The organism is Limisphaera sp. 4302-co (assembly GCF_049537155.1).
GTDB lineage: Bacteria > Verrucomicrobiota > Verrucomicrobiia > Limisphaerales > Limisphaeraceae > Limisphaera.
In genome coordinates, this window is record NZ_JBMVQZ010000002.1 from 83,377 (window position 1) to 96,172 (window position 12,796).

Consider the following 12,796-nt stretch of genomic DNA (forward strand, 5'->3'; position numbering starts at 1 on the left):
GTCGGAGTTGTTTGAAACCAGACCGAGACCTCTTATGAAAGCGACGTATCCGACCTTCCTCCGGGTTTTGACCCGAAGTGCCGCCGCCTTGTTGCTGGCGGTCGTCACGGCCCTCGCGCAGAACACCAACTACGTGATCGACACCTTCGATACGGGCGTGCCCAGCCAATGGTGGGCCACCTGGTGGGGCAACGGTGCGATCAACTGGGATTCCAGCCAGGATGCCAACGGCGATCCCAGCTCCGGCTCCGCCTACATCACCGCCGATACGATCCAGGGGCAGAACACATATGTCGTCGCCCGTTCGTTCGGCGGTTGGGCATGGGACAATTCCAGACCGGTCAACTTCACCTTGTTTACCAACCTGCAAATCTGGCTCAAGTGGGACAGCCAGAACTCTTCCATGCCGTTGGACGTCTTCAACAATTCCGGTGACCGCCTGGGCGTGATGATCCATCCGATGAGTGCCAACTGGGACGGCGGCCGGTTGGTCTCGCTGGGTACGGTGACCGTTCCTTTCGAAGCCTCCAACCGGTGGGTGCGCATTGACGTGCCCATCAATCCCCAACTGGCCGGCATCGAGGAGGCCACCGCATTGGTGTTCAAGCGCTGGGACCCGTCGGAGAACCTGGGGCACACGATCGCCTTCTGGATTGACAACATCGAACTGCAGGCCGCGGTGGCACCACCACCGCCGCCGACGGTCTCGGTCGTCCCGGCCGAGGGCGGGCTTAACCTCATCGCTTCGGGCGCGGGCCAGTACCAGCGGCAGAGTATTTACACGATGGGCGACACCTATGGCTGGGTGGGTGCGTCCGGGCCGGTGACCTATTCGGTGACCATCAAGCGTCCGCCAGTGGGAGGGTGGAACGGGTTCCAGGTCCACCTCTTCATTGCCCCGACCCAGGACAACCTCCCGTGGGGCGCGGGAGATTCAGCGATCGACTGGAACGCGACCAACGTCGTGTTTGTCCAGATCTCCGGCGGCGCGGGACCCGGTGCCACCGCGCGGTTCATGATCAAGACCAACCAGGGCTCGGGCAACAGCATGCTCTGGGGCGAAGGCACGCTGGCCACGGTGGACAGCGAGGTCAGCGAAGGCACCTGGCAGGTGGTGTTCAACAACAACACGGACGTGACCATCATTACGCCGAGCGGGACCACGACCAATTTCACCATCCCGGCCGAATGGGTGCAGTATTTCAACGGTCCGGCCGTGGTACACGTGGGTGCGCAACCCAATTCGTTTGCCAACCTTGGTCGGTCCGTCGTTCTGAGCCGGGTGCAGATCACCGGCGTGCCCAGTCCGTTGGATGACGATTTCTCAGCCGGCCAACTCAATACCGGTCTGTGGGGCATCGCGGCCGAAAACCCGGCCGGGGTTCTGGTCGTGCCTCCCACCGCGCGTTACTGGTTCCGGTGGACCCTGCCGGCGGATTCGGATGCCATCGTGATGGCCCGGACCAACCTCACCCAGGGCGGCTGGTTGGAATTGGCCACCGGTGCGCCCGTCAGCGTGGGCGGGGCGCGTCAGGTGCTCCTCACATCGCAGAACCTCCCGGACAGTCCCACCCTCTTCCTGGCGCTGGGCAAGCGGGTCTTCACCAAGCTGCTGGTCCTGCTCCCGGGTGAAAGTTCGGCCCCCGGCACGGCCACCGGTCGAAGCGGCACGCCCAATCCCCAGATGGTCTGGACGCCCTTCGATCTGACGGTCATTGCCGTGGACGACAATTGGTACCCGGTTCGCGGGGTCAATCATGTCATCACTTTGAGCAGTGACGACCTCGCTTTCACCTTCGCCGGCGACGTGCAGATGGTCAACGGCACGGCCACCTTCCCGGGTGTCTACTTCGGCAACGAAGGCACCTTCACGATCACGGCCACCAGCGTGGACGATCCCACCAAGACCGGCACCAGCAGCCCGGTCCAAGTGGGTCTGCCCCAGTAATCGGCTGCCGTGCATGCTCCGATCGGCACGGGACGATGGCTCCGGCCATCGTCCCGTGCCTCGTTTGCAAGCTCCCTTTTCCCAACTCGTGCACCCGTGCTGCCTGTGCGAGCCATGGCGAAGCATTCTTTCATTGGTGAGCTCTTTCCTGGGTGAGCGTGTGTCTGCATTTTCTGCCCATGCGAATTTGTGAGGGGTTCCTACGAGTTGCCCTCCGGGCCGGAGCCACTGCGGTGCTGGGCCCGGCGATCCTCTGTGCCCAGGCGCCCCTGGCCATCTACACCGATCGCCTAGTGAATGGCTTCGAGGACTGGAGCTGGATAGACCGGGACCTGTTCCAGACCTCCATGGTGGCCTCGGGTTCGGCTGCCATCCGTGCCTCGGGCAACGCAAACCAGTGGCCCGGTCTCTCGTTCCGACACGCCCCCTTCGACGCCCGTCCCTGGCAGGCACTGGTCTTCGAGGCCCACGGCGGCACCACCGGGGGACAGCGACTCCAAGTGACCCTGCAGGACGCCGACGGCACGGGCCCTGCGTATGTGTTGCCGACCCCGTTGCCGGCCGGCCAGTGGCGCACGTACGTCATCCCGCTGGACGTGTTGGGCAAGGCCGCCAGTACCACCCTGGAACGCATCAACCTGCAGTTGCGCGCCGACGGAAGCTCGGGTGCCTTTTACGTGGATGAGGTCCGCCTTGTCCCCCGGGCCGTGCCTTCACCGGTTGCGCTGACGGTGCACGCCGACCGGATTCTCCGGACGGCCGACACCCGCTGGTTCGGCATCAACACGGCCATCTGGGACAACTACTTTGCCGACAACTCCACCGAACGTGCCCGCACGCTCGGGCTGTTGCGCGAGATGGGGGTGACCACCCTGCGTTTCCCGGGCGGCTCGCTCTCGGACCAGTATCACTGGGCGTCGAACCGCAGCCTTACCAACACCTGGCAGTGGAACACGAGCTTTGCCGAATTCATGAGCGTGGCGACCAACCTCGGCGGCGAGATCTTCATCACGGTCAACTACGGGAGCGGCACCCCGGAAGAGGCCGCCGCCTGGGTGCACCACGCCAACGTGGTCAACGGTTACGGCATCCGTTACTGGGAGATCGGCAACGAATGTTACGGACCGTGGGAGTACGACACCAACGCACGTCCCCACGACGCCTACACCTACGCCGTCCGGGCCGCCGAGTACATCCGCCAGATGAAGGCCGTGGACCCCACCGTTCGTGTCGGGGTGGTGGCCGTGCCGGGCGAGGACAGCTACGACAACGGTTATCGCGACCATCCGGCGGTGAACCCGCGCACCGGCGAAACCCATTATGGTTGGACCCCGCGCATGCTGGTCGCCCTGCGCCAGCTGGGCGTCCGGCCCGACTTCCTCGTGCACCATCACTATCCCCAGTGGACACCGGAACAGCCCGTTCACAGTCCGGTCAGCGACCCGCTGGCCCTGTTCTCCACGGAGAACTGGGCCCGGGACGCCGCCAATCTGCGTCAGCAGATCCTCGACTACTTCGGCCCGGAGGGGGAGGCCATCGAGTTGGTCGTCACGGAAAACAACATCGACGCCGGCGCCCAGGGCCGGCAATCCACCAGCCTGGTGAATGCGCTCTATTATGCCGACAGCCTCGGCCAACTCATGCGTACCGAGTTCAACGCCTTTGTCTGGTGGGACCTCCGCAACGGTACCGACCGAAGCGGCAGTTTCGATCCCACCCTGTACGGGTGGCGCGACTATGGTGACCTGGGAGTGATCAACGGGCCGGACACGCGACACCCGGTCTTTTACGCTTTCAAACTGATGAGCCACTTTGCCCGTGCGGGCGATGCCATCGTGGAAACGGCCTCCGCCAACCCGTGGCTGGCCGTCCACGCCGCGCGTCGAACGGACGGCACCCTCACGGTCCTGGTCCTCAACAAGGCCACCCAAGGCACCCTCACCGGCCAGCTCGACCTCCGGGGTTTTCTCCCCCAACCTGCGGTCACGGTCCGGTTCTACGGCATTCCCCAGGATGAAGCGGCGCGGACCAACGCGCCTTCGGCCGCGCAGGATCTCCAAGAGGACACGCTCGAGATCCCGGGTCCGGTATTCACCCACGCCTTTCCGCCGCTTTCGCTCACCTTGTTCTCCTTTGCGCCGGCGGAACCGGCGGCACCCCGACTCCGTCTGCATCGGTTCGAAAGCGCCGGCCCGTGGCAGCTGGAAATCACCGGCACCCCTGGCGGGGCACTCGTTTTGGAGGCTTCTTCTGACCTGGCCTCCTGGTCGGCGCTGGCGACCAATCGCCCTGCCGACGGCCGCTGGATGGTTGAGATCACACCCCAGCCCGATCAGCCGGCCCGATACTGGCGTGCTCTTGCCCGGCCCTGAAGACCCGCTGGCCGGTTGGGGAGCCCCGACCTGACTGGCAAGCTGTAGGAGTTTCCCGGCTGGTCGCCCTTGACCTTGGATCGCACCCGGGCCTAGCTTCGCGCTCATGGCAGATCCGAACCATGCGCCCGACCCGTCCCGACCCTCCCCGGTCCGGGGCACCTCCCGCCGCAGTTTCCTGCGTACGACCGTCCTGGCCGGGGGCGCCCTGGCCGCACCAGCGGTCCTGAGCGGATGCGGAACCACGGCCGGACGCTCATCCCCAGCCGGTGCCTCATCCCTTGCACCCGCGGTGCTCAGCTCTCAACCCGACGCCGGACAGGGAGAGACACTTCGCGTGGGTCTGATCGGTTGCGGCGGACGCGGCACCGGAGCCGCCGGCCAGGCATTGAAGGCCGATTCGAAAGCCGTCCTGGTGGCGATGGCGGACGTCTTTCCGGAGCAGATCGAGACCGCACTCAAATCGTTGACCCAGGACCCGGCGATTGCCGACCGCGTGCAGGTGCCTCCGGAACGGCGATTTGTCGGTTTGGACGCTTACCAGCGGCTCATCGAATCGGGCGTGGATGTCGTGCTCCAGGCCGCCCCGCCGGGTTTCCGCCCGCAGCACGTCCGGGCGGCCGTCGAGGCCGGCAAACATCAGTTTGTGGAGAAGCCGGTGGCCACCGACGTGGCGGGCGTTCGATCCGTCCTCGAGTCGGTGCGGATGGCCCGGGAGAAGAACCTGGCCTGGGTGGCGGGCTTTTGTTGGCGTTACGACCGCGCGCGCCGGGAGTTTTATCGTCGGATCCACGACGGGGCCATCGGCGACATCCGCGCCATCTATGCCACCTACTACACCGGTCCGGTCAAACCCATGCCACCCCCTTCGGCGCGGCCGCCCGGCATGGGCGACGTGGAATGGCAGATCCGCAACTGGTACAACTTCGTCTGGCTTTCCGGAGACGGGCTGGTGGAACAGGCGTGCCACAGCGTGGACAAGATCCTGTGGGCCATGCGGGACGTGCCGCCTGCCAGGGCCGTGGCCACCGGCGGCCGTCAAACCCCCAATCACGAGGGCAACATCTACGATCACATGCACGTGGTGTACGAATGGTCCAACGGCGTTCGCGCCTTTCTGGGCCAGCGCCAGATCGCGGGCTGTTTCAACCAGAACTCCGATTTCCTCATGGGCAGCCGGGGCGAGGGCGTCATTGACGGTTGGCGCGCCGTGTACATCAAGGGCGAAAACCGCTGGCGGTTCACCGGCCCCAACAACGACATGTACCAGCAGGAACACGACGAGTTGTTTGCCTCCATCCGGAGGGGCGAGCCCATCAACGACGGCGAATGGCAGGTGCAAAGCACCTGGGTGGCCCTCATGGGCCGGATGGCCGCCTATACCGGCCAGGAAATCACCTGGGAGATGATCCAGAACTCCCAGGAGCGGCTCGTCCCGGATCCGTTGAGCTGGGACATGAAACTCCCCGTGGCTCCGATGGCCATTCCGGGGCAAACCAAGTTTGTTTGATCCGCCCCTGCCGATGAATCGCAGACGTTTCCTTGCCACAACCGCGGTCGCCCTCACGGCAGCCACCGACCTTGCCCGGCACGGTCTCGTGCGCGCCGCCGAACGGCGCAGGCTCAAAAAGGGCATCATGTGGGCCACGATCGGCCTGCCCGGGTCCGTCCGCGACAAAATGGCCGCGGTCCGGGCGGCGGGTTTCGACGGTGTGGAGATGATGAGCCACATGGACGTGGAGGAGGTGAAGGCCGCCCGCGACGAAACCGGTCTGGCCATTCCCAGCGTCTGCGGTGCCCATCACTGGAGCAAGCCCCTTTCCCATCCCGATCCCCGGGTCCGTCGCGAAGGCATCGATGCGCTCGAACGAACCTTGCGGGACGCTCAAGCGTACGGGGCGACGTCGGTCCTGCTGGTCCCCGCCGTGGTCAACAAGGAAGTCTCGTATGACCAGGCATGGGCACGCTCGCAGGCGGCCCTCCGCGAGGTGTTGCCCCTGGCGGCCGAGCTGAAGGTCCGCATTGCCATCGAAAACGTCTGGAACCAGTTCCTGCTCAGCCCGCTGGAGGCTGCGCGGTACGTGGACGAGTTGGAGAGTCCGTGGGTGGGCTGGCACTTCGACTGCGGTAACGTCCTCAACTACGGCTGGCCCGAGCAGTGGATCCGCATCCTTGGCCCGCGGATCTGCAAGGTTCACATCAAGGAGTTCAGCCGCAAGAAACGCGACGCCGAGGGGTTGTGGAAGGGCTTCGACGTCCGCCTGCTCGAGGGTGACAACGATTGGCCGGCCATCATGCGGGCTCTCGATGAAGTGGGGTATCGGGACTGGGTGATCACCGAGCAGGGCGACTCCCGCACCCAGGAAGAGCTTCGCGACCTGGCCGAGCGCGTGGACCGGATCCTTGCCCTCTGACCCCTTGGGCGACGGCTTCGCCGGTGCCTGTTTCCCGCACGCCGGGTGTTTCCCAGTGGGGAGGCGGTTTTCGTGTGGGTTTTCGATCTCCGAGTCCTGCGGCGGGACGCACGGAAAACCGCCCGTTCGCTGCCCGTGCCACCGCTTCGGGGCCGGCCGGACCGGCACAACCGGCGCACCCCGGGGCTTCACCCGGCTGACAGCGCGCGCCCGGCACGGCCCCGGTCTGCGCAGTTGGCCAAACTTTCGGGAAATACGGCCGGGTCGAAGATCCGATCCAGCAGGGCGGGGGAGATCAGATTTGGGAGCTGCTCACCGGACGCAGCAGATGGTTGGTGATGTTGGTGACGATCTCGGCGTCGGTGTACCCGGGCGTGGTGCTGAGCTTTTTCCATTCGGGGTCGCCCACGAAGGTGCGCCAGGCGGTCTCCCGCGCGTTCAAATCATCGAAGACCAGCATGTACGTCAGGTTGGGGAGCCGTGCGCCGATCAGCGTGGATCCGAAGAACACGGGGCGGAGCCCCGTCCGTTTGAACAGGGCGATTTCGCCCACATTGAACATTTCCACCTTCTTGCGGTGGGCGCGGTCGCTGTGGCTCTCGTAAATCCGGAGCTCGAAGAGGCGGGGTTTGCCCGCGGCGGTTTGTGGCGGCGGTTCCAGGGCGGGCATGCCCGCGAAGGCGATCATGAGGGAGCTCTCGTAACGCACGTAGGGCGGGTCGCCCGGAGGCGCCTGGGTGAAAGGGTGGGAGAGGATTTTGGCGTCGGAAGCTTCGACCTGCCGTGCCTCCAGCCAGTGTGCCAGCGATCGGCAGGGGAGCAGGACATAACGAGTGGGGTTCTCGGGGCCCACGGCCGCGTCGAATACGCCCACGGGCCGGACCCCGGCGCGGTTCCAGGCGGGCAGCGCCGCTTCGGCCAGGAAATCGTCCAGTCTGCGCACCATCGGGCCGCGCCGGAGCTCATACCGGCGCAGTTCGTAGATCTGGCGGTCTTCCTGGCCGGCGGCCTCGGCGGCCGCGGTGCGGAGGGTTCCCAGGGAGAGGCCGAGCCCCGCCAGGCCGAGTGATTGGAGGAATTCACGCCGTTGCATGCGCGGCAGATTGGCACCGGCACGTTTCCGGGGCAATGCGCAAAACCTTCCGCCCGGGCTGCGGAGGGTTCTCGGGCCGGGGAGCCATGCTTGAACCGCAGGCCGGGCGATCGGGAGAGTTTCAAGGGGGCTGCTGAGAGTCGTTCGCGCCACGCGGTGGCGGGTCGGGCGCCTGCGCGGGGCCAAAGTTGGGCTCGCTTCGGTGGCAGGTGTTGTCGTAGGTTGTGCCGCTGTCCGGCCCCGCGACGGTGGAAGGCGCCGGGGATTTTCGGCGGAGCGACCGCGGGAATCCGTTTCCACCTTTTGCGGGTCCGGCCAGAAGCCATGCGTGTGATGACATCAGCCGAGATTCGCCAGTCGTTCCTCGACTTTTTCCGGTCGAAGGGGCACACCATTGTGCCCTCGTCGAGTCTTTTGCCGGACTCGCCCAATCTCCTGTTCACCAATGCGGGGATGAACCAGTTCGTGCCCATTTTTTTGGGCCTGCAGCCGTGTCCCTATCAGCCTCCGCGCGCGGCTGACACGCAGAAATGCATCCGTGCCGGTGGCAAACACAACGATCTGGAGGACGTGGGGCTGGACACCTATCACCACACGTTCTTCGAGATGTTGGGCAACTGGTCGTTCGGCGATTACTTCAAGCGCGAGGCCATCGAGTGGGCCTGGGAACTGGTCACGGAGGTTTGGCGCTTTCCCAGGGAACGGTTGTACGCCACGGTTTACCGCCCGGGGCCGGGTGACCCGGCCGAGTTCGACGAGGAGGCATGGGAACACTGGGCGCGGCTGTTCCGTGCAGCCGGTCTGGACCCGGAGGTCCACATCCGGTTCGGAGGGAAGAAGGACAACTTCTGGATGATGGGCGACACCGGCCCGTGCGGACCCTGTTCGGAAATCCACGTGGACCTGACGCCCGAGGGGAACACGCGGGGTGCGCTGGTGAATCAGGGCCATCCGCAGTGCATCGAGATCTGGAACCTGGTTTTCATCCAGTTCAACGCCCATCCGGACGGCAGCTTCTCGCCCCTGCCGGCGCGCCACGTGGACACGGGGATGGGATTCGAACGGGTCACGGCCATCATCCAGGGTACGGAGGGACTGCGGCATTTCGCGGGCGCGCGGATTTCCAATTACGAGACCGACATTTTCCGACCGTTGTTCAGCGCGTTGGAGCGGCTGAGCGGCCGGCGATACGGTTCCACCCTGCCGCGGCCGGGCACCGCCGGGGCGACCGAACAGGAACGGGCGGACGTGGCCTTCCGGGTCATTGCCGATCACATTCGCACGCTGAGTTTCGCCATCGCGGACGGGATTCTGCCCTCCAACGAGGGTCGCGGCTACGTGCTGCGGCGCATTCTGCGCCGGGCCGTCCGGTACGGCCGGAACCTCGGGTTCCGCCAGCCCTTCTTTTACCGGTTGGTGAGTGTGCTGGCCGACACCATGGGCGAGGTCTTCCCGGAGATCCGGGCCCGGCGGGAACAGGTCGAAGAGGTCATCCGACAGGAAGAAGAGGCATTCAACCGCACGCTCGACCGCGGCCTGCAACTGTTCGAGGAGGAGATCGGGCGCCTGCAGGCCGCTGCCGGGGGCGCAGGCGGGGGACGGATCTCCGGCGATTTCGCGTTCAAACTGTACGACACCTATGGGTTCCCGCTGGATCTGACCGGGTTGCTGGCCCGGGAACGCGGACTGGCGGTGGACACCGCCCGGTTCGAGGAGCTGATGGAGGAGCAACGTGCCCGGGCGCGCGCCGCGCAAAAAAAGACCGTGGTCGAGGTCGCACGGCTCGAGACCGATCGGCCCACCCGGTTTGTGGGTTATGAACAATTGGAATCCGAATCGCGCGTGATGCAGTTGACGCGGGTGCAGGATCGCTGGGCCGTGATCCTCGACGTGAGTCCGTTCTACGCCGAGATGGGGGGCCAGGTGGGTGACACGGGAGAGCTGCGGCAGGGGGACCGTTCCTGGCGGATCACGGACACGCGCAAGGCGGGATCCGTGTGGTTGCATTTCCTTGACCTACCCGGGGACGCCGAAGCACCGGCCCTGCCGGAGGTGGGCGGTCCGGCGCGGCTGCGGGTGGACGAGGACCGGCGTCGGGCCGTGCAGCGGCATCACACCGTGACGCATCTGTTCCATTGGGCGTTGCGCGAGGTGGTGGGCAGGGAGACGATGCAGAAAGGATCATACGTGGGGCCGGACAAACTCACGTTCGACTTCAACAGCGCGCCCCTGCGACCGGAGCAGTTGCGCCAGATCGAGCGTCTGGTCAACGAACGGATCCTGGAAAACGCGCCGGTGTCGGCCATCGAGGTGAAGTACGAGCACGTCCGGCACCGGCCGGACATCCTCCAGTTCTTCGGCGAGAAATACGGCGAATGGGTGCGGGTGGTGCAGATCGGAGGCACGCCCGGCGGCCTGGATGGTTTCTCCATGGAACTGTGCGGCGGCACGCACACCAGGGCCACCGGTGAGATCGGCCTGTTCCACATCCTGGGCGAGAGCGCCGTGGCGGCCGGGATCCGGCGCGTGGAGGCCGTGGCGGGTCTGGCAGCCTGGGAACGGGTCCTGGAGGCCGAAGGATTGCTGCGCGCCGCGGCGGCGCGGGTGAACGCTCCGGTGGGGGAACTGGAACGGAAACTCGAATCGTTGCTCGAACAGCAGAAGGCCCTGGAAAAACAACTCCGGGCGCTTCAGCAGAGGCAATCGGCTGCCGCGGCGGAGACGCTCCTGTCGCGGGCCGAGCGGCGGGGTGAGCTGCCGGTGTTGATCGCGCGGTACGACGCCGATGCGGACACGCTGCAGGAGATGGTCAACACCCTGAAGTCCCGGTTCGAAGGGCTGATCCTGCTCGGGGGCGTGGCCGATGGCGCGGTGACCTTGGTGGCGGCCGTGACCGGGCCCCACACCGCACGCGTTCATGCCGGCCGGCTCATCCAGCAACTTGCCCCACTGGTGGGGGGACGCGGTGGTGGGAGACCGGATCATGCCCGCGGCGGCGGCCGGGACGCGGCCCGGCTGGACGAGGCGCTGGTGCGGGCGCGCGAGCTGGTGGGCTGACACGGAGCGGCCCGCAGCAGCCGGTGCAGACGGCGGTCTGACGGCCGGTGCGTGTGTGAGGTCACGCCCCGGCCGGGGAATCAGATCCGCCAGCCGGGCCGGTTTTCACGTTGCACGCGCGCGTTGAGTTCCGGGATGTTGGTCACGCGCATGTTGGGGCCGTCCCATTCCACTTTCCGCCCCACGCCGGCCATTTGCGCCAGATTGCCCAGAGCACAGAACTCGGTCAGCCGCGTGCCGTACTCGAACCCGGCGGCCGTGTCCGTCCGACCCTCGCGAACCGCATCCAGGAAATCGACGAAGATGTTCTTGGGCCGCGGCAGTGTCCGGGGTGGTTCGGGGATCTCGCGCATCTTCGCCCAGGGGATGACGTGCATGCGCTCGCCGTAGGTGCCCGTGAAGATGATGCCCTTTTCGCCCACGTACAGCGTGCCGCTGTCGCCGCGGTCCAGCTCTTCCTCCGGGTACTGGCGGCGCAGCTCCAGCAGCAGCGGCGGCAGGTTGCGGGCGTCACCGACGGCTGCACGCAGGCGGCCCTGCGGTTTTTCCTTCGTGGTGGGATTCAGCCCCTCGTACCAGTAGACCTTCAGCGGCGGCAGATCGCCGCGGGCCGGAATGTCCCAGCGGATGCGCGAGCCCAGCGGATAGCGTTCATCGCTGCCGCCCCGGAGGTACTCCACCTCGACGCTGGTGGGATGCTCGATCTTCAGCGCCCAGAAGACGCCGTCCAGCACGTGGCAACCCATGTTGCCGATCGATCCATTCCCGAAATCGTACCAGCCGTGCCACGAATGCGGATGGAGATCTTCATGGAAATCGCGGTACGGCGCCGGGCCGATCCACTCGTCCCAGTGCAGTCCCGGCGGGACCGGCCGGGCCGGCGGGCGCGGGCCTTCCCCGCCGTTGCAGCGGTCGGTCCAACTGTGGGTTTCGCGGATGGGCCCGATCACCCCGGCCCAGATGTACTCGCACAGGCGGCGGTACCCTTCTTCGTTGTGTCCCTGATTGCCCATCTGGGTGGCCACGCCTGTCCGGCGCGCCATCTCCCGCAGTGCGCGGGCCTCGCCGATGTTGTGGCAGACGGGCTTTTCCACGTAAACGGCCTTGCCCAGTTGCATGGCGATCATGGCCGGCAGGGCATGCTGATGATTGGGCGTGGCCACGAAAACGGCGTCCAGACTCCGGCCCACCTTTTCGAACAACCGGCGGTAATCGGTGAAGAACTGAACCTTTTGAGGGTCGAGATTCCTGCTCTTCAGCCATCGGGTCACTTCGGCGAAGCGGTTTTCGTCCACGTCCGCCACCGCAACAATGTTCTCCGTCGCGATGGCGTTGAGATGGCTCATGCCGCGTCCGCCGCAACCGATCACGGCGCAGTTCAACTTGCGCCCTGCTCCCTGGCTGAAAAGAAGGTTGGGGCGCCACAGGGTGGCCGCGGCCACACCACCGGCCGTCCGGGCGGCACGCCGGAGAAACGCACGTCGGGTCAGGGACGTTTTCATGGTTGATCTGTTTCAGCGGATGACCACGGCTCGTCCGGGTCGCACCGGAAAACGCGAGGCGCGCGGTTTTCAGCATGCGCCATGGAGCCGTGGGGAATCTGTCGGTTCATCAGCCTGTCACTCGCGTTCCGATCTTCGGACCGCAGTTTGCCCTTCGGCACCCTCGCGCGTAAATGGCAAAAGCAGCGCGCACGAACCGGAAAGGTGCCGCGGCGTTTCGGTTCATCCGACACAGGGTCGCGGTTAACGTTTGAAGGACAATCTGACACAGGCGGGCGGATGAAATGGGCGTCGGCCCGGCCGGGTGCGGCTGGTGGATGGCGTCGGAGTCACCGTGCCACCCCGGACGCACGGTGGGCCCGCCCTTGTGCGAGCCTTTGTTTGGGATGGAGCAGGGAGGATCGCTGCGA

Annotated in this window: 7 protein-coding genes; 5 read left to right on the forward strand and 2 right to left on the reverse strand. The window is 65.9% G+C overall.

The features are described 5' to 3' along the window. The first annotated feature begins 34 nt into the window (after positions 1–34). From ACPDIX_RS02700 to ACPDIX_RS02715, 4 genes are all read left to right on the forward strand, one after another. A complete protein-coding gene (locus ACPDIX_RS02700; protein WP_423430239.1) occupies positions 35–1,948 on the forward strand; it encodes a hypothetical protein in 1,914 nt (637 codons plus the stop codon). A 179-nt stretch (positions 1,949–2,127) separates the two neighbouring features. Then, a complete protein-coding gene (locus ACPDIX_RS02705) occupies positions 2,128–4,320 on the forward strand; it encodes an alpha-L-arabinofuranosidase (RefSeq protein WP_423430240.1) in 2,193 nt (730 codons plus the stop codon). Positions 4,321–4,426: 106 nt separating this feature from the next. Beyond that, complete coding sequence (locus ACPDIX_RS02710) at positions 4,427–5,830, forward strand: Gfo/Idh/MocA family protein (protein WP_423430241.1); 1,404 nt, start codon at positions 4,427–4,429, stop codon at positions 5,828–5,830. 13 nt (positions 5,831–5,843) lie between these two features. Further along, positions 5,844–6,734: a sugar phosphate isomerase/epimerase family protein gene (locus ACPDIX_RS02715; protein WP_423430242.1), complete on the forward strand. Its 891-nt coding sequence runs from the start codon at positions 5,844–5,846 to the stop codon at positions 6,732–6,734. 295 nt (positions 6,735–7,029) lie between these two features. Here the strand turns inward: ACPDIX_RS02715 and ACPDIX_RS02720 are convergent, their stop codons facing one another. Further along, positions 7,030–7,827, reverse strand: coding sequence for an NIPSNAP family protein (locus tag ACPDIX_RS02720; RefSeq protein ID WP_423430243.1), 798 nt, complete (start codon positions 7,825–7,827; stop codon positions 7,030–7,032). A gap of 333 nt (positions 7,828–8,160) precedes the next feature. On the opposite strand from ACPDIX_RS02720, the gene alaS reads away from it, so the two are divergent. Beyond that, positions 8,161–10,884, forward strand: coding sequence for an alanine--tRNA ligase (alaS, locus tag ACPDIX_RS02725; protein ID WP_423430461.1), 2,724 nt, complete (start codon positions 8,161–8,163; stop codon positions 10,882–10,884). An 80-nt stretch (positions 10,885–10,964) separates the two neighbouring features. On the opposite strand, the gene ACPDIX_RS02730 is transcribed toward alaS, so the two are convergent. Then, positions 10,965–12,386 carry a Gfo/Idh/MocA family oxidoreductase gene (locus ACPDIX_RS02730; protein ID WP_423430244.1) on the reverse strand — a complete coding sequence of 474 codons (1,422 nt, stop codon included), beginning with the start codon at positions 12,384–12,386 and terminating at the stop codon, positions 10,965–10,967. Positions 12,387–12,796 lie beyond the last annotated feature (410 nt).

Bases quoted from the DNA above. Each gene is read 5' to 3' on its own strand.
- ACPDIX_RS02715 (WP_423430242.1), top strand. From the start codon at position 5,844: ATGAATCGCAGACGTTTCCTTGCCACAACCGCGGTCGCCCTCACGGCA.
- ACPDIX_RS02700 (WP_423430239.1), top strand. From the start codon at position 35: ATGAAAGCGACGTATCCGACCTTCCTCCGGGTTTTGACCCGAAGTGCC.
- ACPDIX_RS02730 (WP_423430244.1), bottom strand. From the start codon at position 12,386: ATGAAAACGTCCCTGACCCGACGTGCGTTTCTCCGGCGTGCCGCCCGG.
- ACPDIX_RS02720 (WP_423430243.1), bottom strand. From the start codon at position 7,827: ATGCAACGGCGTGAATTCCTCCAATCACTCGGCCTGGCGGGGCTCGGC.
- ACPDIX_RS02705 (WP_423430240.1), top strand. From the start codon at position 2,128: ATGCGAATTTGTGAGGGGTTCCTACGAGTTGCCCTCCGGGCCGGAGCC.
- ACPDIX_RS02710 (WP_423430241.1), top strand. From the start codon at position 4,427: ATGGCAGATCCGAACCATGCGCCCGACCCGTCCCGACCCTCCCCGGTC.
- alaS (WP_423430461.1), top strand. From the start codon at position 8,161: ATGACATCAGCCGAGATTCGCCAGTCGTTCCTCGACTTTTTCCGGTCG.